This window comes from Deinococcus ficus, assembly GCF_003444775.1.
GTDB lineage: Bacteria > Deinococcota > Deinococci > Deinococcales > Deinococcaceae > Deinococcus > Deinococcus ficus.
In genome coordinates this window covers 1580685-1605650 of the sequence record NZ_CP021081.1, presented here as the reverse complement: position 1 = coordinate 1605650, position 24966 = coordinate 1580685, and the positions used below count along the sequence as shown (strand labels likewise).

Sequence of the window (24966 nt, the reverse complement as noted above, 5' to 3'; positions counted from 1 at the left end):
CCAGAAGTTCCGCTTCTCAGGGCCGCAGGCGGGGACGGTAGGCTGGCGGGCATGACGAGTGATCCCGCCTCCCCGATCCTCCGGTCTGCCCGGGACCTCGGTCTCCAGCTGCGTGCGGCCGGGGACATCCGCGACCTGATCGGCGCCGCGTACGGCCTGGACGCCCTGCTGCTGCACGAGGCGGACCTGTCGCCCACCTTCCTGGACCTGCGCACCGGGCTGCTCGGGGAACTGTTCCAGACGCTGGTGAATCACCGTCTGCCCACCGCCCTGGTCGTGCCGGTCCCGGCCGCGCACGGCGGGCGCTTCACGGAACTGGCCCGCGAGCACGCCCGGCACCCCCACGTGCGGATCCTGCCAGACGAGGCGGACGCCCGCGCGTGGCTGGCGTCCGCCCGGTGACTCAGTACCGCTGGGCGATGGTCTTGGTCTGCATGAACCAGAACAGGTAGTCCGGGCCGCCGACCTTGGCGTTCGTGCCGCTCATGCCGTACCCGCCAAAGGCGTGCGTGCCGGACAGCGCCCCGGTGCACTTGCGGTTGATGTACAGGTTCCCGAAGTGCATGAGCTTCCTGGCCTCGGTGATCTTGTGCGGGTCGCGGCTGTAGAAGCTGGCGGTCAGGCCGTACTCGCTGTCGTTCGCCAGTTCGATCGCGTGGCGCCAGTCGCGCGCGCGGGAGAAGGCCAGCACCGGCCCGAAGATCTCCTCCTGAAACAGCGGATCGTTGGGCTCCACCTCGCTGAAGATGGTGGGGTTCACGTACCCGCCGCGGCGGTCGCCCATGTCCGGCTGGTCACCGCCCAGCACGAGTTTCGCGGTCTTCTTGCCGCCCTCGATGTAGCGCAGGATGTTCCGCGCGGCGCGCTCGTGAATGACCGGGCCCAGGTCCGCGTTGTCCTCGGGGAGCCCCACCTTGAGGCGCTTGGCGCGCTCCACGACCTTCTCCAGCAGCGCGTCGTACACGCTGTCCTCGGCGATCACGCGGCTGCACGCACTGCACTTCTGCCCGGCGTACCCGAACGCGGCGGCCACAATCCCGGCCGCGGCCTCGTCCAGGTCGGCGTCCGCGCAGATCACCATGGGGTCCTTGCCGCCCATCTCCGCGATCACGCGCTTGAGCCAGCGCTGCCCAGGGTGGACCTTGCTGGCCCGCTCGTAGATGCGGCAGCCGATGTTCTTGCTGCCGGTGAAGGCGATCATGCGGATGTCCTTGTGGTCCACGAGGTCGTCGCCGAGCACGTCGTGGTCGCCGGTCACGAACTGGATCACGCCGCGCGGCAGGCCCGCCTGGAACAGCAGTTCCACCATCAGGTAACTGGAGAGCGGGGTGTCGCTGGCCGGCTTCCAGATCACGGTGTTCCCGGCCGCGATAGCACCCAGGGCCATCCCGAGCGGAATCGCGCTGGGGAAGTTCCAGGGGTTGATGCAGGCCACCACGCCCAGCGGCTCGTACACGGTGGTGACGTGCTCGTCGGGCATGGGGTACACGGCCTTGCCCTGCGCCCAGCGCATCGCCTCGCGCGCGAACACCTCGAAGTGGTCCACGCTCTCGGCGACCTCCCCGTCGGCCTCGGACCAGTTCTTGCCGTTTTCCAGGGTCATCACGGCGTTGAACTCGAACCGGCGCGCCCGCAGCAGCTCCGCCGCGCGCTTGAAGATGGTGGCGCGCTGGAAGGGGTCACTGAACCGCCAGTCCTCGAACGCGGCCTTCGCGGCGGCGATGGCCTCCTCACGCTGGGCGTGCGTGGCGTTCGGGAAGCGCCACACGACCTCGCGGGTGTCGGCGGGGTTGTGCACGTCGTGCATCTTCTCGCCCGTGGCCTCGCGCCCGGCGATGATCATGGGGAAGGTGCGGCCCACGTACTGCTCGCGCACGCTGCGGAAGGCCTTTTCCTGCGCCTGCGCGGTGGCGGGGTCCTGGAAGTTGTGGTAGGGCTCGTGCTCAAAGCGGAGGAAACCCTCCATCAGCGTTCCGGTCATGCTGTGCCTCCTGCGGACCGCCAGCGTCTCCCGGCAGTCACGGATTGTCTCTACGTCCGCACGCTAACACGCCGCCCGCAGAGCCATGAAACGCCCTGTCGCACGCTTAAAATCGTCCACCGCTCCGCGCCGCCCGGGTCTGGAATGGCACCGCCCGCTTTTCGAATGCAAGGTGGGGCCAGGCTGCTGGTGGCACCGGCTGGCGGGGTTCGCCCTGGGCCGATACCGGGGGCAGCCATGACGCCCACCCATTCAAACTGAACAGCCTCCCGCCCGTTCTACGGTGGAGGCTCGCCCTCGCTATTCCTGCGTCTGGATGCCTGACTGCCGGGTGACGACCAGCCGCACCCCGGGCCGGTCTTCGGCGTTCACGCAGGCCTGGCGCGCGCCCTCGCCGGGGACCCGGACCTCCACGCAGGTGCGCTCGCCGGGCGTGGGCACCCGCCAGGACTCGTGCGGCAGCAGGCGCGCGCGGTTCAGGCAGGCGCCGCCCTGCACGCACACCTGCACGTTCCTCAGGATGTCCCCGGTATGGTTGGCGACCCGCACCCCACTGACGGGCGCGAGCAGCACGTATGACCACGCACCGACCATCAGGACAGCCAGGGCGCTCGCGGCAGGCAGCTGGGTGCGTGGATTCATGCCCCCAGCCTGCCACGCGCGCCTCAGGGCGGCGTCAGCCTTTCGGCGGAGCCGCGGCAGCCGGCCCGGCCAGCGAGACACCCAGCGGGAACACGCCGGTGAACAGGCGCGGCCACGCGAGGTGCGGCGTGCCCCACTCCAGAGTCAGCCCGGTGCGCGCGAAGTGCCGTTCCCAGACATCGGCCGCCCGCGGCGACAGCTGGGCTGCCAGGAGGGCCTCGGCCGTCCCGCGCTGCTCACCCAGGTCGAAGGGACTGGGGTTCACCAACGCATCCCGCACCTCGCGGCGCACGAACGACTGGTACAGCACGTCGTCCACCACCCGCGCGAACACCGCCCCCACCTGCTCCGCGCGGTCCTGCACCAGCCCTGCCAGCGCCCCGAACGCCACGGCACTGCCCAGCGTGTTCCCGGCCGTGTTCCACGCGCTGAAACCCGCGAGGTCCGCCAGCGCCACCCGGTCCAGCAGCGCCCACAGCCGCCGCTCCGCGCCGTTCGGGTAGGCGATGTCCGCCACGCTGACCGCCCGGCCGCGCCTCAGGTCGTCCAGCACCGCGTCCACGAACGCCGGCAGGTGCCGGTCCGGGGTGTCCACCGTCGCGAGGTCCGGCTGCACGTTCGCCTGCCGCCGCCCCGGGGTGTTCACGGCCAGAATGAAGTCCGCCTCGGCCGGCGTCTCGGCCGGCACGCACCCGGCGGCGCGCAGGTGCGCCCGCACGAGCTCCCCGGCGGGCCGGTCCTCGTAGATCATGCCGGCGGCCTCGCCCAGCGTGCCGCTGTACCGCACCCACGCCCTCGCCGGGGGCAGACCCTGGCGCAGCGCGCGGGTCAGCAGCGCGCAGGGAACCTCGTCCGCGCCGGGGTACGTGTCGAAGCGGTCCCACACGCCCAGCTCATCCGCCCGGGCCTCCAGCAGCCGGCGGTCGTAGGCGGCCAGGCCGTACTCGCTGGTGTCGTCCAGCGTCACGCACAGGTGCGTGAGCACGCCGCGGTGCAGCAGGTCCAGCGCCTCCAGGTGCAGCGCCCGGTTGCGTTCCCGGGTGCCCACCCAGTCCGCCAGGATCTCGGCGGGCACTGCGGCGCGGGCGGCGTCCAGCGCCTCCTGTTCCGCCGCGCCGTGCCGGGCCTGCCGATCGAAGGCGGTGCTGTAGGCCCGCAGCGCCGTGCCCCACTCGCCGTAGTAGGGCTTCTCCTCATGCGGATCGTTGTCGTGCGCCACCCGGACCACCACCCCGAACGCGTAGATGCGCAGTCCGGGGTGCCGCGCGTGCACCTCCTCCAGCATCCGCAGCCGCGCCAGCGCTACGTCCAGCGGGTCGGACACCCGGCGGGCCGGAATCATCCCGCCCAGGCACAGCGTTTCCAGGCACACCACCAGCGCGTCCGCCTGCGCCGCCCGGTCCAGCAGCCAGTCCCGCAGGACGGCCGGGTCGCCCGGCGTGAAGAAGTCCGGCAGGGCCTCCCGCGGCGGCACGCTCATCTCCGCGCCGGTCATGCGCCCCAGGCTCACCGGCAGGTCCAGGGTGGGCGGCCGCGTGTCGGGCGGAATCAGGAGAACGCGGGGCGCGGGCCGGGCGGGGACGTCGGGCATGCCTGACAGGCTAAGCCACGGCCCTGCCCGTCAGTGCGCGTTCAGGACAGTGCGGCGTCCAGGGTACGCTCGGTCAGCTCCCACAGGCGCAGCGCGGCGCCGTCGTCCTGCGCCTGCGGGGCGGGCGTCACCTCGCGCTCCTCGCTGAAGTACCGGCCGCTCACGCGCACGTCTCCCGCCGCGAGGTGCAGCGTGGTGAGCGCGCCCTCCTCCGGCGTGATCGCGAAGCGGTCCACGATGCGGTACAGCCGCGCGACCAGCCCGCCGTTGTTGTGCGCGAAGCCCGTGGCGACCATGCCCGGGTGCAGGCTGTTCGCCTGCAGCCAGGGCGCCCGGCGGGCCAGTTCCCGCGCGTACAGCACGTTCGCCAGCTTGCTCTGCCCGTACGCCGCCCAGCCGCGCGCGGCGTAGCGGCGCCGCAGCTCCGGGTCCCCAAAGTGAATGCGGCCCATGCGGTGCGCCTCGGACGCCACCATCACCACCCGCGGGTCCCGCGCCTGACGCAGCAGGGGCAGCAGTTCCCGGGTGAGCAGGGCGGGGGAGAGGTGGTTCAGCGCCCAGGTGCGTTCCCGGCCCTCCCCGGTTTCCGCCCGGGTGGCGTAGTAGGCGCCGGCGTTGTTCACCAGCACGTCCAGCGCCCCGAAGCGCTCGCGGTACTCCTGCGCGGCGCGGCGCACCTGCGTGAGCTCGGACAGGTCCGCGATGACGGTGCCGGTGGCGTTCACGCGGCGGGCCACGTCTGCGGTCTTCTCTGCGTTGCGGCCCACGATCACCACCCGCGCGCCCCGGCCGGCCAGTTCGCGCGCGGTGATCAGCCCGATGCCGTTGGTGGCGCCGGTGACCAGGATGGTCCGGCCGGCCAGGTCCCCGTGGGGCGTGCTCGCTGCGTTCATGCGCCCCAGCTTACGTGCCGGGCGCAGGCCAAGGGAAAGTGGCTGAACGCACTCGTGTCCAGCCACCTGCGGCGCTCACGGACTTCACCCGGTCCGCTTTGAATTTTTGGCGCTGATGACGGGAGTTTAGCGGGTGGTGTGTCACCGTTTCGTCACATTGTCCCGGCCGCGTCCCGAAGCCCATCATGTCGTCCAGTTGGACTGGACGGGTCAGATCACCTCGCGGAACGCCACGCTCTGACTGCGGCTCTGCAACTCGCTGCGCAGGTACTGCAGGCGCGGATGCTCCAGCTTCGGGTCGTGCGCCAGGATGTGCTTGGCCAGCTCGCGCGCCCGCTCGATGATCTCTGCGTCGTTCGCCAGATCCGCCAGCCGCAGGTCCGGAATCCCGCTCTGTCGCGTGCCGCGCAGCTCGCCCGGCCCGCGCAGCTTCAGGTCCGCTTCCGCGATCACGAACCCGTCCGTGGACCCCTCGATGATCTTCAGGCGCTTGCGGGTCTTCTGCGTGTGCTCCCCGGCAATCAGCACGCAGTAACTCTGCGCGCTGCCGCGCCCCACCCGGCCCCGCAGCTGGTGCAGCTGCGCCAGCCCGAAGCGCTCGGCGTTCTCGATCACCATCACCGTCGCGTTCGGCACGTCCACGCCCACCTCGATCACGGTCGTGGACACCAGCACGTCGAACTCCCTCGCGCGGAAGCGCTCCATCACGTGGTCCTTCTCCGCGGCCGACATCTTCCCGTGCAACAGGTCAATGCGCGCCTCCGGCAGGATCACGCGCAGGTCGTCGGCCAGCTGCGTGGCGGCCAGCAGTTCCAGCGTGTCGCTCTCCTCGATCAGGCTGGTCACCACGAACGCCTGCCGGCCCTCCCGGATCTGCCTCATCACGAACCCGTACGCCTGCGTGCGGTGCGTGTCCTGAATCAGTTTCGTCTCGATGGGCGTGCGCCCCGGCGGCAGCTCGTCGATGATGCTCAGTTCCAGGTCCCCGTACGCGGTCAGGGCCAGGCTGCGCGGAATCGGCGTGGCCGACATGACCAGCACGTCCGGGCGGCTTTGCAGCAGCTTGCGGCGCTGCTGCACGCCGAAGCGGTGCTCCTCGTCCACCACCGCCAGGCCCAGGTGATCGAACTGCACGTTCTCCTGAATCAGGGCCTGTGTGCCCACCACCACGTCCACCTCGCCCTGCGCGATGCGGGTCTGCATCTCCAGTTTCGCTTTCGGGGTCATCGCGCCGATCAGCAGGCCCACCCGCACGTCCAGCGGCCCCAGGTAATTCACGAGGTTCGTGAAATGCTGCCGCGCCAGAATCTCCGTGGGGGCCATCAAGGCGCCCTGGTAGCCGTCCCGCACCGCCAGGTACAGCGCGCAGGCGGCCACGGCCGTCTTGCCGCTCCCCACGTCGCCCTGCACCAGCCGCGCCATCTGCCGGTCGCTGCGCATGTCGTCCGTGATCTCCAGCAGCACCCGCCGCTGCGCGTTCGTGAACCGGAAGGGCAGCGCCTGCTCGAAGCGGTGGATGTCCTCCCCGCGCGCCTCGAAGCGCTTGCCCTGCAACACGGCGTCCTCCCCCTGCAGCAGCATCCGCAGTTCCAGGAACAGGTACTCGTCGAAGCGCAGACGCTTGTCGGCGCGGGACAGGTGCGTCTCGTCCGCCGGGAAGTGAATGCCCCACAGCGCGTCCCCCAGGTCCGTCACCTCGTACTGCCGCCGCCAGTGAGCGGGCAGGTAATCGTCCAGCGGAGCGGCCTGCAGGGCCCGGTACGCCGCGCGGCGCAGGAACTCCTGCGAGATGCCCTCCTTGCTGTCGTACACGCCCACGATCCGCCCGGTGCTGAGGCTCTCCTGCGCTGCCTCCACGGTTTCCAGGTGCTCTACGCCCAGCTGCACGCTGCGGCCGAACTTCTTCGCCCGGCCCGTCAGGACCAGCCGCGCGCCCTCCCGCAGCTGCTTTTCCACCCATGGCTGGTTGAACCACGTGGCCTTCACCCGCCCGCCGGATGGCGTTTCCAGCACGACTTCCAGGATCAGCATGCCGGGCCGCGGGGTGCGGCGGTGCTTGCTCACCACGCGGCCCTCCACAGTGACCTTCTGGCCTTCTTCCACCTCGCTCAGGTCCGGCAGGGCCCGGCGGTCCTCATGGCGGTGCGGGTAGGCGTGCAGCACGTCCCGCAGCTGATGCAGGCCCAGGCTCTGCAACTTGCGGGCGCCGCCCGGCCCGGCGTCCAGGCGGTCCACCGGGGCGTCCACCGCCAGTCGCGTGCCCGGCTCGGCCGGCGGGGGCGCTTTGCGCACGGCTGCTCGCGCCGGGGCGGCCCGCGTCCGCCCGGAAAGGAGCTCCAGCGCCTGGGTCAGGGCCGCTTCCCGCGCAGCCGGGTCCAGCCCGGCGTACCCGGCCAGTGCCTCCCGCACCTTGGGGAAGGGGTTGCCCAGCGGGGAGGCCAGCAGTTTCTCCACGCCGCCCGCCACGACGCGGTCGGTGCAGCCGGCGGCCAGTTCCGCGGCCAGCGGTCGCCTGAGTTTCTCCTGAAGTTCCGCGACCGTCGCCATCTCTGTTCACAGCGTAACAGCCCGGCCCCGGTCCGGGTCGCCGGCCATCACAGAGCTGCCGGTCATCCCGCTTCAGCACAGCATTTCCCACTTGCTTGGACGGTTCGGGTTCAGCCGTTCTGCAAACCGCGCACGTACAGCTGCCCGATGAAGAAGGTCATCACGATGAACAGCAGGCTGGCGGTGGCTGTCCAGGCGGGCAGGGCCGGGCGGCGCAGGCGCGCCGGCAGCCAGGCGGGCAGGAGTAGCAGCGCCAGGGCGCCCAGACCGCCCAGGTAGTGCACGTACTTCTGAATCACGCCCATGCCCTGGTCGAGGAGCTTGATGCCCACTGCCGCCTGAGCGAGCAGCAGCAGTTGCAGCAGGATCAGGGAGGCGTGCGAGGCGCCCTGCCCGGGCGAACCCTTCCTGAGTGCCGTCCAGTTGAGTGCGGTGGCGATCAGCGCGGTCAGCAGGGTGAGGCCGCCGACAGCGGAGTGAAGGGCGGGTTTGATCATGATTTCGTCCATGGGTAACAGCTCCTTAAATGGGGGGAGGAGGCAGTCAGGAGATCCCTGACCGATCGGTCAACATCCTGACCTACCGTACGGTAAGGAGATAGGTCCGTCAAGCCTCTGTACGGCTACGCCGTCACCTCAGTAATCAACTAAGGCCGCCCACTCGCAGGGCGGCCCTCACACTCATGCCTTCAGCTCTGCTGAACCAGCATGCCTTCCAGCTCCTTCCGGAACCGTTCGGCCAGCGGCGCCTGAAGCGCCGCGCGTACCTGCTCCGGATCGGGCGTCTTGTCGAAGTGCAGGTCGAACAGTTCCCCGATACTGGGCGCCTCCCCGTCCACCGGCAGGAACGTCACCAGATCCCCGCGGCCCACCTGCCCCTCGCGCAGCACCCGGGCGTAGAAGCCGGGCCGGCGGGCCTTCACGAACCGCTTCACGAACCCGGCATCCTCCATCTGCGCGCCCAGCGTTCCGCACGGAATGCGCGGCGCCGTCACCTCCAGCAGCACGCCCTCCTGCCCACCCGGACCGCTGATTTCCAGCCGGTCCCCGACCCGCATCCGCGCGGATTCCAGCCCGCCCAGCAGGAGGTTCTCGCCCAGCGTGCCGGGCTCCTCGGCCGCGCCGAACAGCTCCGTCCAGTAGTCGTAGTCCTCGCGGGTGTACACGTACACCGCCTGGTCCGGGCCTCCGTGGTACTTGCGGTTCATGACGTGGTCACCTTCCAGGCCCTGCACGCTCACGCGCACCCGGCCCGGTACGGCGTGCTTGTTGATGCCGGTCACGACCGTGTGATTTCCGACCTGCAGGGCGGTGGGCTGCCCGACGTTCACACTGATCACCTTGGGCTGTGCGGTCATGCGTTCAGGCTAGCAGCTTGCCCCGGCGGCCTCCGGGCTCGCCCGTGCTGAAATAGGGGTGTGATCTGCCGCTTCACCCCTCACGCCCTTCCTGCCCCCCCTGACCGCTGGAGGCGCCCGTGACCGGTGGCCGGCGCTTTACCGTGCAGGGCACCAACAATGCCTTCACCTGCGCGCACTGCGGGGCGGAGGTGCGGCCGCTGCGCAACGGCAGCGTGCGCAACCACTGCCCGGTGTGCCTGCACAGCCTGCACGTGGATATCCAGCCCGGCGACCGAGCCTGCACGTGCCACGGCGTGATGGTGCCGGTGGGCCTGGACCAGAGCGGCAAGAAAGGCTGGATGATCCTGCACCGCTGCTCGAAATGCGGGTTCGAGGGTCGCAACCGTGCCGCGCTGGACGACCCGGACCAGCCCGACGACTGGGACGCCCTGGTCGCCCTCAGCCGCCGCTCCGGCCAGCCGTAACACCCACCCGGTCCGGGCCGCCCCTCTGACCAGCCGCCCCGAACAGTGTGAGAGGCGTTGCTATCCTGCGCGCATGTTGCTGTGGTTGCTGGTTGCCTTCATCCTCCTGAGCGCCTCCGCGGTCCTGTACCTCACGTACGGCCCGCTGCGCACCGCCTCGAACGTGCAGCTGCTGCGCGGCATCGCCGCCGTGCAGTACGCCGCCGCCCTCGTCCTGATCGCCGCGCGGCTGACGGGGCGCGCATGAACCCCGTCCACCTCATCGACCTGCACTTTCAGGACACGCCCGGCGTGATCGCCTCGTACGCCTTCGACACCGGCGACGGCCTCGCCCTGGTGGACACCGGCCCCACCAGCACGCTGGAGGCCCTGGAAGCCGGCCTGCGCGACCTGGGCGCTGGCCTCAGGGACGTGCGTCACCTCCTGCTCACCCATATTCACTTCGATCACGCCGGCGCGGCCGGCACGGTGCTCGCGCGCGTCCCGGCCGCCCGCGCATACGTGCACGAGCGCGGCGCGCCGCACCTCAGCCGTCCGGACCGGCTGGTCGCCAGCGCCACGCAGATCTACGGCGACCAGATGGACCGCCTGTGGGGCGAACTCCAGCGCATCGACCCCGACCGCCTGACGGTGCTGGAAGGGGAGCGCACCCTGAAGCTCGGGTCCACCGAGGTCCGCGCGCTGTACACCCCCGGCCACGCCGTGCACCACGTCGCCTACGCCGCCGGGGATGAGCTGTTCCTGGGCGACGTGGGCGGCGTCCGCCTCGCCCCGACCCAGACGCCCCGCGCCCCCACCCCTCCACCTGACATCGATCTGGAAGCGTGGCGGGACAGTGTGGAGCGGCTGCGCCGCCTGGACGCCCGTACCCTGCACCTCGCGCACTTCGGGTCCTACCCCAATGACCCCGCGCACTGGGAAGGGCTGCTGACCACCATGGCCGACGACGCCGAGTTCGTGCAGGCCGGCCGCGAGAAGGGCCAGGACGCCAGCCGCATCACCGCAGAGTTCACCGAGCGCCTGCTCGCGCAGCTGGAAGGGGAGGGCGCGGACCTGCCCGCCCGCTTTGAGTTCGCCTGCCCCCCCTGGATGAGCGTGCAGGGCCTCATGCGCTACTGGACGCGCCGCGAAACGCGCGCCGCCCCCACCGGGGGGGACCGCTGATGCGCGTCCTCGTCATCGGCGGCGGCGGCCGTGAGCACGCCATCGTGGACGCCTGCGCCCGCGCCGGACACGACGTCCTGTGCACGCCCGGCAACCCCGGCATCGCGCAGCAGGCCCGCGTCCTCGCCTCCGCGCAGGACGCCCCTTCCCTCGCCGCGCTCGCGCAGGCGGAAGCCGCGGATCTCGTGATCGTCGGCCCGGAAGCGTACCTCGCGGCCGGTGTGGTGGACGCCTGCACCGCCCTCGACATTCCCGCCTTCGGGCCCACCCAGGACGCCAGCCGCCTGGAAGGCGACAAGGCCTGGAGCAAGGCCTTCATGACCCGCCACGGCATCCCCACCGCCGAGCACCGCGCGTACGACACGCTGGACGCGGCCCTCGCCGACCTGCCCGGCCGCGCCCTGCCCATCGTGGTCAAGGACGCCGGCCTGCGCGCCGGGAAGGGCGTCACCATCGCCCACGACCACGCCCAGGCCGAGGCGGCCCTGCGTGACATCTTCAGCGCCCCCGACGCCCAGGCCGTTCTGGAAGACTTCATGACCGGCCAGGAGGTCACCGTGCTCGCCCTGACCGACGGGGAACGCTACGCCCTCACCCCGCCCAGCCAGGACCACAAGACCATCTTCGAGGGCGACACAGGCCCCATGACCGGCGGCATGGGCGTCATCTGCCCTTTCCCGGTCCCGGACGCCGAGCTACAGGTCATCCGTGAGCGGATCATCGACCCCACGCTGGCCGGCATGCGCGCCGAGGGCCTGCCGTTCCGGGGCGTGCTGTACGCCGGCCTCATGCTCACCCCGACCGGCCCGAAGGTCGTGGAATTCAACGCCCGCTTCGGTGACCCGGAAGCCGAGGCCGTGCTGCCCCTGATCACCTCCGACCTTGCCGCCCACGCCCTCGCCTGCGCCCAGGGCCAACTGGATCCTGCCGACGTGCAGTTCTCCCAGGATGCCAGCGCCGTCATCATCCTCGCCGCGCCCGGCTACCCAGGCAAACCCCAGAAGGGCGTCCCGCTGGCCCTCCCCGCTGCCGAGGACAACATCCGGATATTTCACGCCGGCACCCGACAGGGGGACGCTGGCCTGGAATCCAGTGGCGGCCGCGTCCTGGCCGTGACCGCCACCGCCCCCACGCTCCCCGATGCACTGCGCCTCGCCTACGCCCACGCGGACCGCGTCAGTTTCCCCGGCGGCCAACTGCGCCGCGACATCGGCTTCCGCATCGGTCTCTCCCCAGCCTGAACGCCCCAGGCTTCGTTGACCCCGGGGGACAGCCGCGCTAGCATTCCCCCCGGTCCGCGCCGGTGTGGCGGAATTGGTAGACGCACTCGACTCAAAATCGAGCGGGAAACCGTAGGGGTTCGAGTCCCCTCACCGGCACCAGATTGCTCATGTTCCGGGCGCAGCGCGCCCTTCTTCACCACCGAGGTCCACCATGATTCTGAACCTGTTCCTGGCGCTGTTCGCGCTGATCTGCCTCGCCCTCGTGTTCTTCGTGCTGCTTCAGGTTCCCAAGCAGGCCGGCCTCTCGGCCAGCATGGCCTCCGGCGGATCGCTGCTGGGCGGCCGGGGCGTGGAAGGCGGGCTGGTGCGCGTCACGAGCGTGCTGGGCGCCCTGTTCATGCTGCTCGCGCTTCTGATCAGCTTCATCTCGCGCTGAATGGCCTCTGCCTCTGGGCAGACACAGCTTTCAGGAACTGGACCGCAGGGGGATCAATGCCCCGCGGTCCTTTTTACGTTTCAAGCCGTTGTATGACTGTTAATCAGCTGCTCTGACGTCCAGCATGTTGATTTTGGAGCGGAATCACGACTTCCTCGTTGGAGGAAATGCCCACGTGTAACTTTGTATTCGGACGCCCGCAGCGTCCCTGAGCCCTGTGGAACTACCACAAATTTCTCAGAGGATCGTGAAGCAATCACTTGACCCGCCTACATGGTCTCCATATAGTAACCGCGCTGGAAACTCAGATTGATCGGCCTCTGCCTCGCGCTTCCGGGCGCCACGGCTCTGGTCGTACCCTCTGCTAAGGAGTCAAATGATGAAAAAAGCCCTCTTCCTCGTTGCGGCCCTCGCGGCCTCCACCTCCCTCGCCGCGCCGTTCGTGTACCCCGCGGCCTGGACCGCCGAGCCCAACACCGCCAACAAGCGTGGTGGTGAATACCGCAACGCCACCATCTCCGACTTCAAGACCTTCAACCCCTTCACCAGCGCGGAATCCACCAGCATCCCCAACACCATGGCGCTGGGTGCCAGCCTGTTCACGCAGGACCCCCGCAACGACAGCTACCTGCCCAAGATGGCTGAATCGATGCCCGTCATCAGCAACAACAACAAGCGCTTCGTGGTCAAGATCCGCCAGGGTATGAAGTTCAGCGACGGCCAGGAAATCACCGCCGACGACTGGGTCACCACCGCCAAGATCCACACCGATGACAAGGTCGGCAGCAACAGCTACGACAGTTTCTTCCTGTCCGACAAGCCCATCACCGTCAAGAAGATCGACAAGTACACCCTGCAGTTCGACTTCCCCAACGTCAGCGCCAGCGCCTACGGCATCATGAGCTACACCCCCTGGCCCGACCACATCTTCGGCGACGCATACCGCAAGGGCGGCGCGGCGGCCGTGAAGGCCCTGTGGTCCCTGTCCACCAACCCCAGCCAGATCGTGTCCCCCGGTGCCTGGGTCCTGGAAAGCTACCAGGCCGGTGAACGCGCCGTGCTGCGCGCCAACCCCCGCTACGGCGAGTGGAACAAGGACAGCGCCGGCAACGCCGTGCCCTACCTGGCCCGCTACTCCTACCGCATCGTGAAGGACATCAACGCCCAGCTCGCCGCGTACCTCGCCGGCCAGATCGACACCTTCGGGCCCCGCAACGCCGACGACCTGGCGCAGATCAAGAAGGCCATCGACGGCGGCAACCTGAAGGCCACCCTGATCCCCAACGTGAGCCCCGCCGCCAGCAGCCAGTGGATCACCTTCAACTGGAACAAGGCCGGCGATCCCTTCAAGCAGAAGCTCTTCCGTGACGTGCGCTTCCGTCAGGCCATGAGCCACATCGCCAACCGTCAGGCGATGGTGCAGCTGGCCCTCGGTGGCCTGGGCGTCGAGACGTACTACAGCGTCTACCCCGTGTTCAAGAACTACATCTTCGACAGCGCGCCCAAGTACAAGTACGACCTGGCCGCCGCCACCAAACTGCTCGCGCAGATGGGCTTCACGAAGAAGAACGCCCAGGGCTGGCTCGTCGACAAGAGCGGCAAGGTGCTGGAATTCAACCTCAGCACGAACGCCGGCAACAACACCCGCGAGCAGCTCGGCCGCATCTTCGCCGACGAAGCGAAGAAGGTCGGCGTGAAGGTCAACTTCACCCCCATCGACTTCAACACCCTGGTCGGCCAGCTGACCGCCAAGGGCGACAACCGTCCCTTCGACGCCATCCTGCTGGGCCTCGCCAACGGCGGCAACACCTGGCCCTTCGGCGTGAACGTGGTCCCCTGTGGCACCAACCTGCACAGCTGGAACAACCCCACCGACGGCAAGTGCCTGACCAGTAAGGAACAGCTGATGAGCAAGCTGTACTACCAAGGTGACGCGACCCTGGACCTGGCCGCCCGCCGTAAGGTCGGCGAGCAGCTCCTCAAGGCCGAAGCCGAGAACCAGGCCGTCATCTACCTGGTGGGCGGCACCTACCACGTGACCTTCAACGAGCGCCTCGGTGGCGAGTACCCCCGCAGCCTGATGGACTCCTACTACCTGTCCCGTGACACGGACCTGACCTTCGTCAAGTAACCGCTCAGGTTCAGCCGTGTGGGGGCGGTTCGCACAAGCGGGCCGTCCCCACATTCTGAGTTCTGGGAGTTTCTGCTGAACCTCACGGCGTTCAGCCCTCTCCCGCCCCCAAGCTCCGAGGAGAACGAAGGTGCTTATCTTCATCATCAGACGACTGGTGCAGGCCATTCCGACCCTGCTGCTGTCCAGTGTTCTTATCTTTTTCATCATCTCGCTCGCGCCCGGTGACTTCCTCACCCCGGCGAAGCTCAACCCCGGCATCACCCAGCAGCAGCTCGACAATCTGGCCCGTAACTTCGGCCTGGACAAGCACCCGGTCGAGCAGTACCTGCTGTGGATGAAGAACATGCTGTTCCGGGGCGACCTGGGCCTGTCCTTCTCCTACCAGCAGCCCGTCATGCAGATCATCTGGCCGCGCGTGCTGAACTCCATGTACCTGGTGATCCTGCTGCAGATCCTGTACTACCTGATCGCCATTCCGATCGGCGTGTACGGGGCCGTGAAGCAGAACACCCTGTGGGACAAGAGCGTCAACGTCGTCATGTACTTCCTGCTCGGCTTCCCCAACTTCTTCCTGGCTCTGATCGCCATCTACTTCCTGGTGCAGCTCCAGTTCAAGACCGGCATCACCCTGCCGATCGGCGGGATGACCAGCAACGGCTTTTCCGAAATGGGCCCTCTGGAGAAATTCTGGGACGTGCTCAAGCACCTGCTAATCCCGGCCTCCCTGGTCGCCATTCACTCCACCGCCGGCTTCTCCCGCATCCTGCGTGCGCTGACGCTGGACGTGCTCCACTCGGATTACGTGCGCACGGCCCGCGCCAAGGGCGTCTCCGAACGCTCCGCGATCTGGAAACACACCGTCCGTAACGCCATCCTGCCCATCGTGGCCGGCCTCGGCGGTGAACTCCCCGCCCTGATCAGCGGTGCGGGGTTCATCGAGGTGGTGTTCGCCTACCCCGGCATCACGCCCATGCTCCTGGACGCCCTGACCGCCTCCGACCTGTACCTGATCGCCGGTTTCACGGTCATCACCACCGTCCTGCTGGTTGTTGGCAACATCCTGGCCGACTTGCTGACCGCCGTCGTCGATCCGCGCGTGAAGGCAGCGTGATTTCATGACCACCACCGTCCCCACCACCCCGAAACGCGCCTACAAGGGCGAATCCCAGCTCAGCGTCGCCTGGAAGCAGCTGAAGAAGAACGGGCTGGCCCGCTTCGGCGGCATCAGCCTGATCATCATCTACACTCTGTCCCTGTTCGCACCGTTCATTGCGCCCGACGGGCTGTCCAGCTACTCCAGCACCAATATCACCAAGTTCCACCCGCCCACCCCGATTCACTTCCGTGACCCGGCGACCGGGCAGTTCGGCCGCCCCTTCGTGTACCAGTACACGCAGGAACTCAGCATGGAAACCTTCAAGAACGAATACAAGGCGTCCACCACCAAGTGCCCGGTGTACTTCGGCGTGCGCGGCGACTCGTACAAACTTCTGGGCATCATCCCGGCCAACATTCACCTGTTCGGCACCGGCAACCCCGAGTGCAAGGTTTACCTGGTGGGCGGCGAGGCCATGGGTCGCGACCTCTTCACCCGCATCATGTACGCGTCCCAGATCAGCCTGACCATCGGCCTGGGCGCCACCCTGCTGACCTTCGCCCTCGGTCTGGCCATGGGCGCCATGGCCGCCTACTTCGGCGGCACCGTGGACGTGCTGATCATGCGCCTCATCGAGGTGCTCGCCGCCATTCCGGGCCTGTTCCTGCTGATCCTGCTGCGCTCCATCTTCCCGCAGGACATCAACCCGATCTTCGCGCTGTACGTGGTGCTAATGCTGCTCGCATTCGTCGGGTGGGGCGGGATTGCGCGCGCCACACGCGGCCAGCTGCTCAGCGTCAAGGAGCAGGACTACGTCTCGGCCGCCAAGGGCCTGGGTGCCAGCGACAACCGCATCATGGTCCGCCACATGCTGCCCAGCATGATGACCTTCGTGATCGCCAGCATGAGCCTGGTGATCCCCGGCACCATGCTCACCGAGGCCGGCCTGTCCTTCCTGGGCATCGGCGCGGTCGAACCGTACGTTTCTTGGGGCAGCCTGCTCACGCAGGCGCAGGAAGGGGGCTTCTCCAGCTTTACTGACCGGCCCTGGGTGCTGATCCCCGGCTTCTGCATCGTGTTCACGGTGATGTGCTGGCAGCTGCTTGGCGACGGCCTGCGTGACGCCTTCGACCCGCGTAAACGCCGGTGACCTCTCAAACCCCGGCCGGCGTTGTCGCCGGCCACGCCGCCCCAGCAACGGGGAGTTGTATCATGATGTTCATGCACCACAGGGGAAGACCATGACCCATCAGGGCGAAAAAATGCTGGCCGTGAACGGCCTGAAAACCTACTTCCACACCGATGACGGCGTCGTGAAGAGCGTCGACGGCGTGACCTTCAGCATCAACAAAGGTGAGACGCTCGCCGTCGTGGGCGAATCCGGCTCCGGCAAGAGCGTCACCAGCCTGAGCATCATGCGCCTGATTCCCATGCCGCCCGGCCAGATCGCCGGCGGGGAGATCCTGTTCACCGGCCCTGACGGCAAGACCCGCGACATCGTGAACCTCAGCGAAGCGGAGATGCGCCAGATTCGCGGGAACGAGATCAGCATGATCTTCCAGGAACCCATGACCAGCCTCAACCCCGTGTACACGGTCGGCGACCAGATCGCCGAGGCGGTCATGCTCCACCAGGGCAAGAACCGCAAGGAAGCCATGCAGGTCGCCACTGACATGCTGCGCTTCGTGGGGATTCCCGCGCCCGAAAAGCGCGTGCACGAGTACCCGCACCAGATGTCCGGCGGGATGCGCCAGCGCGTCATGATCGCTATGGCGCTCTCCTGCAACCCCGCCCTGCTGATCGCCGACGAGCCCACCACGGCCCTTGACGTGACCATCCAGGCGCAGATTCTGGACCTGATGCGCAAGCTGCAGAAGGACATCGGGATGAGCATTCTGTTCATCACGCACAACCTGGGCGTCGTGGCCGAGATGGCCGACCGCGTGGTCGTGATGTACGGCGGGCGCGTGGTCGAAGAGGCCGACGTGATGACCATCTTCAAGAACCCCCGTCACCCCTACACGATGGGCCTGATCAACAGCATCCCCAAGCCCGGCGACTACGAGCACATTCCCGGGCAGCCCAAGCCGCGCCTGGAAGCCATTCCCGGGAACGTGCCCAACCCGCTGAGCCTGCCGCCCGGCTGCGCTTTCGAGCCGCGCTGCAAGTTCGCCATCGCCGCCTGCAACGACGCCGTGCCTGCCCTGGAAGACATGGGCGGCGGCCACATGTCCCGCTGCATCCGCTGGCGTGAATTCACCGAAGCCCAGACGCCCCAGGCGACCCGCACCAACGCAGAGGTGGGCGTATGACCGTCATGAGTCCCACCGTCGCCCGCGACCGCAGCGGCATCGCCGCCACCGGCGAGACCCTGCTGGACGTGCAGCACCTCGAGAAGTTCTTCCCCATCCGCGGCGGCCTGATGTCCCGCGTGGTCGGCAACGTCAAGGCCGTCAACGACATCAGCTTCAAGGTCGGCCGCGGCGAAGTGGTCGGTCTGGTCGGCGAGTCCGGCTCCGGCAAGACCACCGCCGGGCGCGCCATCCTTCGCCTGATCGAACCGACCGGCGGGCAGGTCATCTTCAACGGCACGGACATCACCAAGCTGTCCAAGGCGCAGATGCGCGACTACCGCCGGGAGATGCAGATCATCTTCCAGGACCCCTTCGCCAGCCTGAACCCCCGCATGACCGTCTCGGACATCATCGGCGAGGCCATGCAGATCCACAACCTGCACCCCGGCAAGGACCGCATCGACCGCATCGCCGAACTGCTCGCGCGGGTGGGCCTGCGCCCCGAGCACATGGGCCGCTACCCGCACGAGTTCAGCGGCGGTCAGCGTCAGCGCATCGGGATCGCCCGCGCGCTCGCCGTGGACCCCAGCTTCATCGTGGCGGACGAGCCCGTCTCCGCGCTGGACGTCTCCATCCAGGCGCAGGTCGTGAACCTGATCCAGGACCTCCAGGAGGAGCTTGGCCTGACCGTGCTGTTCATTGCGCACGACCTGCACGTCGTGGAGTACATCTGCGACCGCATGATCGTTATGTACTGCGGGCGCATCATGGAGATCGCCCCCAGCCGCGAACTGAACCGCAACCCCAAGCACCCCTACACCGAGGCGCTGCTGTCCGCCGCGCCGGTGCCGGACCCCAGCGTGAAGCGCCAGCGCATCATCCTGGAGGGGGACGTGCCCAGCCCGATCAACCCGCCCAGCGGCTGCGTGTTCCGCACCCGCTGCCGGTACGCGATTCCTGACTGCGCGAACATCGTGCCGGAACTGCGTGAGGTCGGCCCGGACCACTTCAAGGCCTGCATCCGCGACGACATCCTGTAAGCGCGTCACTTCAGGGCCCCGCTCCGGCGGGGCTCTTTTCTGTTCGCCAGCTGACGAGCCCGCCCACGAGAATCAGACCTTTCTCACACTCCATCAGCCAGGCGCGCGCAAGCTGAGGCCATGACACCCTCCGCTGCCCGCCTGCTCGCCCTGACCATCCTCTCCAGCAGCGCCGCCCTGGCCACCGACCTGCGCATTTACCCCAGCTTCACCGAGGTGCGCGAGGCGGTCAGCAGCACCGGCAACACCCTGACCGTGGCCCTGCCCCAGGAAGCCTGGGCGGGTGTGATCGGCGGCAGCCTCGACCTGGAAGGTCTGGCCTTCAACAGCGCCATCCAGAAACTGGAGGCGAACTGGCTGAGCACCCTGGAAGGCAAGACGGTGTTCCTGCGCGGGGAGGACGGCAAGGTCGAGCCCGTGACCCTGGTGCGCGCCAAGGACCTGCTCGTGAAGGACTCGAGCGGCCGCTACTTCAGCGTGCGCTACGAGCAGCTGCAGTTCGACGTGCTGCCCCCCAGCAACCCCCTCAGCCCCTCGCAGACCCTGACCTTCAACCTTAAGGCGCCGGGCACCGGCACCCTGAGCTACCTGACCCGCAGCGTCACCTGGCAGCCCCGCTACACCCTGAAGGCCAGCGACGCCGGCGCGCAGCTGAGCGCCCTGGCGGACGTCCGCAACGGCACCGACCTGCCGTACGACGTGAAGAACACCGAACTGTACGCCGGCGACGTGAACGTCCAGGGCGGAGGCTACCCGCCCCCCATGCCCATGGCCGCCGTGACCGCCGAATCCGCGTACGGCCGCGCCGCAGACGCCGCCCCCAAGATCGAGAACGCCGGGGACCTGCGCGGCCTGTACCGCTACGCCCTGACCACGCCCTTCACGCTGCCCGCCAACAGCGTCGTGACCCTGCCCTTCCTGACGCCGAAACTCACCAGCTTCGAGCGGTACGTGGGCCTGAACACCTACTTCAGCACCGGCACGCAGGAAGGCACCCTGAACCGCTTCTACCGCTTCAAGGCCGACGACCGCCTCCCGGCCGGCCCGATCACCGTCCGCGAGGACAACCGCATCGTGGGTCAGACGAACATCGGCGAGACCCGCAAGGGCGGCGAGGTGGAATTCACGCTCGGGGACGACCCGGACGTCGCCTACACCCGCGCCGTGCAGACCGTCACGCAGACCAAGGACGCCAAGGGCAACGTCACGAAGACCACCTACAAGGTCACGTACACCCTGGAAAGCAGCAAGACCCGTCAGGTCCGCGCCGAAATCACCGAACGCGTCGGCGGGCGCCTCGTGACCATCGACACCGGCAAGGCCACCCAGAACCAGGCCCTCGCCACCGTGAAGGTGGACGTGCCCGCGAACGGCAAGGTCAGCCGCAGCTTCACCGTGGTGATCGACAACTCCTGAGTGAGGGCAGCAGTGCGGGCGGCGAATCGTGAGGTTCGCCGCCCGCCTTCCATGCCATGGGCGCTAGAGGATGCCGCCCAGATACTCCACCACGTCCGTCTTGATCGGCATGAAATACGCATGGTGGCCCCGGTCCCGCGCGAACTGCAACAGGTCCGCCGCGAACTGCCGGTTCCACTCCAGCGTCGGCCGGAACGCTCGCGGAAACACCGCGTGGTTCCGGGACTCCCAGTAGGTGTAGGACCCCTCCGACAGCACGGACGTGGCGCCCCACCACATCTCCACGCCGTCCGGGATCAGGTCCGCGTAGGCGTCCATCAGGCGCAGGTCGAAGAACGGCTGGCTGAAAAACCCCACCGCGCCGGCCTCCAGCTTGCGCTCCAGGTAGTCCCGTTCCCGCGCGAACGACTGCCGGTACGGGTCCAGACCCGCGTACACCCTCACATGCGGCAGCTCGCGCGCCACGCGGCGGATCGCCTGCTCGGCGTCCACGTTGTACACGCGGTGACTCATGTCGGCCGGCGGGTCACCGGACACGACCAGCAGCTCGTCCATGCCGTGCGCCACCAGCGGCCCGCACATCGGCAGGGGCTCGCGCGGGTTCAGGTCGATGGCCCGCACGTGCGGAATGCCCCGGAAGCGCGGCCGGGCGAACGCCGCGCCCTCCCAGGAGCGCGTGCTGTACCGCAGGAACTCCGGCACGTTGATGGTGTCCACGCTGGGCAGGTGCTCGGCCACCTGCGCGATCTCCCGCCGCAGCCCGGAACGCGAGCGAGGCACCAGTTCCACCGAGACGCGCGAGCCCGACGTCACGTGGTCACCGGCACGGCCGCCGCCCCCGCTTCCTTCAGCGGATCGTAGGCCAGCAGGGGCGTCAGCCAGCGCTCGGCCTCCTCCAGCGTCCAGCCCTTGCGCCCGGCGTAGTCCTGCACCTGATCGCGCCCGATCCGGCCCACCGCGAAGTACCGCGCCTCCGGGTGCGCGAAGTACAGCCCGGACACCGCCGCGGCCGGCGTCATCGCGCAGGACTCCGTGAGGGCCACCCCGACCTCACCGGCGTCCAGCAGCCCGAAGATGGTGCGCTTTTCGGTGTGGTCCGGCTGCGCGGGATACCCCGGCGCGGGGCGGATGCCGGCGTACCGCTCGCGGATCAGGTCGTCGTTGCCCAGCGCCTCGTCCGGGGCGTACCCCCAGTGCCGCACGCGCACGTCGCGGTGCAGTTTCTCCGCGAACGCCTCGGCCAGGCGGTCCGCGACCGCCTTGACCAGGATCGCGCTGTAATCGTCGTGCTGCGCCTCGAAGGCCCGCGCGAGCTCCTCCGCGCCGTGAATGCCGACCACGAACGCCCCCACATGGTCGCCGCGGGGCGCCACGAAGTCCGCCAGGGCCGCGTTCGGTGTCGCCTGCTCCCGCTGCTGCCGCAGGGTGTGCAGAGTCGCCGCGGGCGCCTCGCTCCCGTCCGTGAACACGTCGATGTCATCCCCGCGCCGCCTTGCGGGCCACAGCCCGATCACGCCCCGGGCGTTCAGCAGGTTCTCCTCGATCACGCGCCGGAGCAGCGCCTGCGCGTCGGCGAACAGCTTGCGGGCCTCCTCACCGCGCAGCGGGTCGCTGAGGATGGTGGGGTAGATGCCCCGCATCTCCCAGGCGATGAAAAAGGGCGTCCAGTCGATGAACTCCAGCAGTTCCGCGATGGGCTGCTCGATCACCTGCCGGCCGGGGGCCATCGGGGCGCGCGCCACGGCCGGGGAGAGGCGCGGCGCCCGTGCCCGGGCCTCCGCCACGGGAATCAGGCGCACCTGCCGCCCGCCGTGCCGCTCCCGCAGCGCGTCGTACTCCACGCGGGTCCGCTCGCGGTAGCCGGCCTCGTCGGCCAGCAGCTCACTGGTGGTCGTCACGGCGCGGCTGGCGTCCAGCACGTGCACCACCGTGCCGTCGTACGCCGGGTCGATCTTCACGGCGGTGTGCGCGCGGCTGGTGGTCGCCCCGCCGATCAGCAGCGGCTGCCGCATGCCGCGCCGGGTCATCTCGCGGGCCACCGTGACCATCTCGTCCAGGCTGGGGGTGATCAGACCGCTCAGGCCGATCACGTCCGCGCCGATGCGCTCGGCCTCGTCCAGCACCTTCTCGGTGGGGACCATCACGCCCAGGTCCGTCACCTGGTACCCGTTGCAGGCCAGCACCACACCCACGATGTTCTTCCCGATGTCGTGCACGTCGCCCTTCACGGTGGCGAGCAGCACCCTGCCCTTGCCGCCCGCCTCCTGCTTCGAGGCCTCCAGGTACGGGGTGAGGTGCGCCACGGCGCGCTTCATCACGCGGGCAGACTTCACCACCTGCGGCAGGAACATCTTCCCGGCGCCGAACAGGTCCCCGACCACGTTCATGCCGTCCATCAGCGGCCCCTCGATCACCGCCAGCGGCGACCCCAGCAACTGGTAGGCTTCCTCGGCGTCCTCCACCACGTGGTCCGTGACGCCCTGCACCAGCGCGTGCTTCAGCCGCTCCTGTACCGGCCACTCCCGCCACGCGCTCTGCGCCGCCGCCTCGCGCTTCACGTCGCGGTAATCCTCGGCCAGGGCCAGCAGCCGCTCGGTGGCGTCCGGCCGGCGCGCCAGGATCACGTCCTCCACCGCGTCGCGCAGCCGCGGCTCGATGTCGTCGTACACGGCCAGCATCCCGGCGTTCACGATGCCCATGTCCAGGCCCGCGCCGATCGCGTGGTACAGGAACACCGCGTGCATCGCCTCACGCACGTGGTTGTTCCCGCGGAAACTGAACGACACGTTGCTGATCCCGCCCGACACCAGCGCGCCCGGCAGTTCCGCCTTGATCCAGCGGGTCGCCTCGATGAAATCCAGCGCGTACCGGTCGTGTTCCTCCAGCCCGGTCGCCACGGTCAGCACGTTCGGGTCGAAAATGATGTCCTGCGCGGGGAACCCCACCACCTCCCGCAGCAGCCGGTAGGCGCGGCCCAGGATCTCCTGCCGGCGCGGCAGGTTGTCCGCCTGCCCCTGCTCGTCGAAGGCCATCACGACCGCCGCCGCCCCGTACCGCCGCAGCAGCCGTGCCCGCTCCAGGAACTTCTCCTCGCCGTCCTTCAGGGAGATGCTGTTCACCACGCACTTGCCCTGCACGCGCTTGAGGCCCGCTTCCAGGATCTCCCACTTGCTGGAATCCAGCATCAGCGGCACGCGGGAGATGTCCGGCTCGCCGGCCAGCAGGTTCAGGAACTTCACCATGGCCGCCTCGCCGTCCAGCATGCCCTCGTCAAAGTTGATGTCCACGATCTGCGCGCCGCTGGCGACCTGCTGGCGCGCGATCTTCAGGCCTGCGTCGTAGTCCCCGGCCAGGATCGCCTTCGCGAACTTCGGGCTGCCGGTCACGTTCGTGCGCTCCCCGACGTTCACGAAGTTCAGGTCCGGCGTGACCGTCAGCGCCTCCAGCCCACTCAGGCGCAGGTACGGTGCCAGGGTGGGCGCCGTGCGCGGCGCGATGCCCTTCACGGCCTCGGCAATGGCGCGGATGTGCTCCGGCGTGGTGCCGCAGCAGCCGCCCACGATGTTCACCAGCCCCTCCCGCGCGAACTCCGCCAGCACGCGCGCCGTGTGCTCCGGCGTCTCGTCGTACTCCCCGAACGCGTTCGGCAGCCCGGCGTTCGGGTGCACCGACACCAGCGCCTCCGTGTTCGCCGCGATGGCCCGCAGGTGCGGGCGCAACAGGTCCGCGCCCAGCGCGCAGTTCAGCCCCAGGCTGAACAGCCGGGCGTGCTCCGTGCTCACCGCGAACGCCTCCGGCGTCTGCCCGCTCAGCGTGCGCCCCGACGCGTCCGTGATCGTCCCGGACAGCATCACCGGCAGCGTCTTCCCGGCCTGCGCGAACGCCTCCTCGCACGCGAACAGCGCCGCCTTCGCGTTCAACGTGTCAAACACCGTCTCCAGCAGGATCAGGTCCGCGCCGCCCGCGATCAGGCCCCGCACCGCCTCCGTGTACGCTTCCACCAGACCGTCGAAGGTCACGTTCCGGAACTCGGGCCGTTCCACGTCCGGCGACAGGGTTGCCGTGCGGTTCGTCGGCCCCACGCTCCCCGCCACCCAGCGCCGGCGGCCGTCACGCGCCTCGAACTCGTCCGCGACCTCCCGGGCCAGCCGCGCGCCCGCCTCGTTCATCGCGTACGCCAGCGCCTCCGTCCCGTAATCCGCCTGGGAAACCGTCGTGCTGTTGAAGGTGTTCGTGCTGGCGATATCCGCGCCCGCCTCGAAGTAAGCGCGGTGAATGTCCCGGATCACGTCCGGCCGCGTCAATTGCAACAGGTCGAAGTTGCCCCGGTACATCCGCAGAGGGTCCGCGCCGTCCCACCGGAAATCCGCTTCCGTCAATCCCGCCCGCTGAAGCATGGTGCCCCACGCCCCGTCCAGCACCAGGATTCGTTCGCGCGCCTCGGCCCGCAGGTCATCAGTCCACTCGCTCAACATCGCACTCCATCAGAAAAAGCCGCACAGGGCGGCCTCGGGTGTCTATGCGCAGATGCGCTGCCGCCGGGCCATCGTATCCGCTCGTGCCATCGTCAGCACCACCAAGGGACCTTTCCTGAAAGCACCGTGCCGCAATGAAAGCCGGTTGCCGCGCCGTCAGCGGGGAGGAACACCCCTCGGGCGACTCTGGATGACCGCGCCGCGAAGCGC

General features: G+C 68.7%; 21 protein-coding genes and 1 tRNA gene. 13 read left to right on the top strand and 9 right to left on the bottom strand.

Translation table 11 applies throughout. From position 1 onward, the window contains the following. Positions 1-51: 51 nt before the first annotated feature. Entirely contained in the window at positions 52-402 is a 351-nt protein-coding gene (locus DFI_RS07855) for a DUF4180 domain-containing protein (RefSeq protein ID WP_043776678.1), read from the top strand. A gap of 1 nt (position 403) precedes the next feature. Here the strand turns inward: DFI_RS07855 and DFI_RS07850 are convergent, their stop codons facing one another. The 7 genes from DFI_RS07850 to DFI_RS07820 all read right to left on the bottom strand — a co-directional run bounded on the left by DFI_RS07850 (position 404) and on the right by DFI_RS07820 (position 9011). Beyond that, positions 404-1981 (bottom strand): L-glutamate gamma-semialdehyde dehydrogenase, encoded by a 1578-nt coding sequence (locus DFI_RS07850; protein ID WP_027461682.1) that lies wholly within the window; start codon positions 1979-1981, stop codon positions 404-406. A 300-nt stretch (positions 1982-2281) separates the two neighbouring features. After that, complete coding sequence (locus DFI_RS07845; protein WP_022801862.1) at positions 2282-2623, bottom strand: hypothetical protein; 342 nt, start codon at positions 2621-2623, stop codon at positions 2282-2284. 34 nt (positions 2624-2657) lie between these two features. Further along, complete coding sequence (locus DFI_RS07840) at positions 2658-4214, bottom strand: DUF4127 family protein (RefSeq protein ID WP_027461681.1); 1557 nt, start codon at positions 4212-4214, stop codon at positions 2658-2660. 41 nt (positions 4215-4255) lie between these two features. Beyond that, entirely contained in the window at positions 4256-5107 is an 852-nt protein-coding gene (locus tag DFI_RS07835) for an SDR family NAD(P)-dependent oxidoreductase (protein ID WP_027461680.1), read from the bottom strand. A gap of 210 nt (positions 5108-5317) precedes the next feature. Continuing rightward, positions 5318-7654 (bottom strand): ATP-dependent DNA helicase RecG, encoded by a 2337-nt coding sequence (recG, locus tag DFI_RS07830; protein ID WP_027461679.1) that lies wholly within the window; start codon positions 7652-7654, stop codon positions 5318-5320. Positions 7655-7764: 110 nt separating this feature from the next. Then, complete coding sequence (locus DFI_RS07825; RefSeq protein WP_027461678.1) at positions 7765-8163, bottom strand: hypothetical protein; 399 nt, start codon at positions 8161-8163, stop codon at positions 7765-7767. A gap of 179 nt (positions 8164-8342) precedes the next feature. Further along, positions 8343-9011, bottom strand: a complete 669-nt coding sequence (locus DFI_RS07820; RefSeq protein ID WP_027461677.1) for an MOSC domain-containing protein — start codon at positions 9009-9011, stop codon at positions 8343-8345. Between the two features lie 119 nt (positions 9012-9130). Between DFI_RS07820 and DFI_RS07815 the strand changes: the two genes are divergently transcribed. The 12 genes from DFI_RS07815 (at position 9131) to DFI_RS07765 (ending at position 20281) form a co-directional block, all read left to right on the top strand. Beyond that, positions 9131-9478, top strand: coding sequence for an RNHCP domain-containing protein (locus tag DFI_RS07815; protein WP_027461676.1), 348 nt, complete (start codon positions 9131-9133; stop codon positions 9476-9478). Positions 9479-9551: 73 nt separating this feature from the next. After that, positions 9552-9725, top strand: a complete 174-nt coding sequence (locus DFI_RS20155) for a hypothetical protein (RefSeq protein WP_162899074.1) — start codon at positions 9552-9554, stop codon at positions 9723-9725. Beyond that, positions 9722-10642 (top strand): MBL fold metallo-hydrolase, encoded by a 921-nt coding sequence (locus tag DFI_RS07810; RefSeq protein ID WP_027461675.1) that lies wholly within the window; start codon positions 9722-9724, stop codon positions 10640-10642. Before DFI_RS20155 ends, DFI_RS07810 begins: the two co-directional genes overlap by 4 nt. Further along, positions 10642-11883 (top strand): phosphoribosylamine--glycine ligase, encoded by a 1242-nt coding sequence (purD, locus tag DFI_RS07805; protein WP_027461674.1) that lies wholly within the window; start codon positions 10642-10644, stop codon positions 11881-11883. Before DFI_RS07810 ends, purD begins: the two co-directional genes overlap by 1 nt. Before the next feature lie 58 nt (positions 11884-11941). Beyond that, positions 11942-12024: transfer RNA gene (locus tag DFI_RS07800), tRNA-Leu, on the top strand. Between the two features lie 52 nt (positions 12025-12076). Continuing rightward, positions 12077-12301: a preprotein translocase subunit SecG gene (gene secG / locus DFI_RS07795; protein WP_022801872.1), complete on the top strand. Its 225-nt coding sequence runs from the start codon at positions 12077-12079 to the stop codon at positions 12299-12301. Positions 12302-12680: 379 nt separating this feature from the next. Beyond that, complete coding sequence (locus tag DFI_RS07790; protein WP_027461673.1) at positions 12681-14432, top strand: ABC transporter substrate-binding protein; 1752 nt, start codon at positions 12681-12683, stop codon at positions 14430-14432. A gap of 130 nt (positions 14433-14562) precedes the next feature. After that, positions 14563-15546 carry an ABC transporter permease gene (locus DFI_RS07785; protein ID WP_027461672.1) on the top strand — a complete coding sequence of 328 codons (984 nt, stop codon included), beginning with the start codon at positions 14563-14565 and terminating at the stop codon, positions 15544-15546. Between the two features lie 4 nt (positions 15547-15550). Continuing rightward, positions 15551-16681, top strand: coding sequence for an ABC transporter permease (locus tag DFI_RS07780; protein ID WP_027461671.1), 1131 nt, complete (start codon positions 15551-15553; stop codon positions 16679-16681). Positions 16682-16772: 91 nt separating this feature from the next. Next, a complete protein-coding gene (locus tag DFI_RS07775; protein ID WP_022801876.1) occupies positions 16773-17843 on the top strand; it encodes an ABC transporter ATP-binding protein in 1071 nt (356 codons plus the stop codon). 5 nt (positions 17844-17848) lie between these two features. After that, positions 17849-18865: an ABC transporter ATP-binding protein gene (locus DFI_RS07770; protein WP_022801877.1), complete on the top strand. Its 1017-nt coding sequence runs from the start codon at positions 17849-17851 to the stop codon at positions 18863-18865. 120 nt (positions 18866-18985) lie between these two features. Next, on the top strand, positions 18986-20281 hold the full coding sequence (locus DFI_RS07765; protein WP_027461669.1) for a DUF4139 domain-containing protein: 1296 nt from the start codon (positions 18986-18988) through the stop codon (positions 20279-20281). A 63-nt stretch (positions 20282-20344) separates the two neighbouring features. Here DFI_RS07765 and DFI_RS07760 read toward each other — a convergent pair whose 3' ends face one another. Both DFI_RS07760 and metH read right to left on the bottom strand, forming a co-directional pair. After that, positions 20345-21094, bottom strand: a complete 750-nt coding sequence (locus DFI_RS07760) for a methylenetetrahydrofolate reductase (protein WP_027461668.1) — start codon at positions 21092-21094, stop codon at positions 20345-20347. Further along, on the bottom strand, positions 21091-24753 hold the full coding sequence (metH, locus tag DFI_RS07755; RefSeq protein ID WP_244940251.1) for a methionine synthase: 3663 nt from the start codon (positions 24751-24753) through the stop codon (positions 21091-21093). The genes DFI_RS07760 and metH overlap by 4 nt, the downstream gene beginning before the upstream one ends. Positions 24754-24966: the final 213 nt, after the last annotated feature.

Coding starts and splice junctions, on each gene's coding strand:
- DFI_RS07855 (WP_043776678.1), top strand. CDS start 52: ATGACGAGTGATCCCGCCTCCCCGATCCTCCGGTCTGCCCGGGACCTC.
- DFI_RS07850 (WP_027461682.1), bottom strand. CDS start 1,981: ATGACCGGAACGCTGATGGAGGGTTTCCTCCGCTTTGAGCACGAGCCC.
- DFI_RS07845 (WP_022801862.1), bottom strand. CDS start 2,623: ATGAATCCACGCACCCAGCTGCCTGCCGCGAGCGCCCTGGCTGTCCTG.
- DFI_RS07840 (WP_027461681.1), bottom strand. CDS start 4,214: ATGCCCGACGTCCCCGCCCGGCCCGCGCCCCGCGTTCTCCTGATTCCG.
- DFI_RS07835 (WP_027461680.1), bottom strand. CDS start 5,107: ATGAACGCAGCGAGCACGCCCCACGGGGACCTGGCCGGCCGGACCATC.
- recG (WP_027461679.1), bottom strand. CDS start 7,654: ATGGCGACGGTCGCGGAACTTCAGGAGAAACTCAGGCGACCGCTGGCC.
- DFI_RS07825 (WP_027461678.1), bottom strand. CDS start 8,163: ATGGACGAAATCATGATCAAACCCGCCCTTCACTCCGCTGTCGGCGGC.
- DFI_RS07820 (WP_027461677.1), bottom strand. CDS start 9,011: ATGACCGCACAGCCCAAGGTGATCAGTGTGAACGTCGGGCAGCCCACC.
- DFI_RS20155 (WP_162899074.1), top strand. CDS start 9,552: ATGTTGCTGTGGTTGCTGGTTGCCTTCATCCTCCTGAGCGCCTCCGCG.
- DFI_RS07810 (WP_027461675.1), top strand. CDS start 9,722: ATGAACCCCGTCCACCTCATCGACCTGCACTTTCAGGACACGCCCGGC.
- purD (WP_027461674.1), top strand. CDS start 10,642: ATGCGCGTCCTCGTCATCGGCGGCGGCGGCCGTGAGCACGCCATCGTG.
- secG (WP_022801872.1), top strand. CDS start 12,077: ATGATTCTGAACCTGTTCCTGGCGCTGTTCGCGCTGATCTGCCTCGCC.
- DFI_RS07790 (WP_027461673.1), top strand. CDS start 12,681: ATGAAAAAAGCCCTCTTCCTCGTTGCGGCCCTCGCGGCCTCCACCTCC.
- DFI_RS07780 (WP_027461671.1), top strand. CDS start 15,551: ATGACCACCACCGTCCCCACCACCCCGAAACGCGCCTACAAGGGCGAA.
- DFI_RS07775 (WP_022801876.1), top strand. CDS start 16,773: ATGACCCATCAGGGCGAAAAAATGCTGGCCGTGAACGGCCTGAAAACC.
- DFI_RS07770 (WP_022801877.1), top strand. CDS start 17,849: ATGAGTCCCACCGTCGCCCGCGACCGCAGCGGCATCGCCGCCACCGGC.
- DFI_RS07765 (WP_027461669.1), top strand. CDS start 18,986: ATGACACCCTCCGCTGCCCGCCTGCTCGCCCTGACCATCCTCTCCAGC.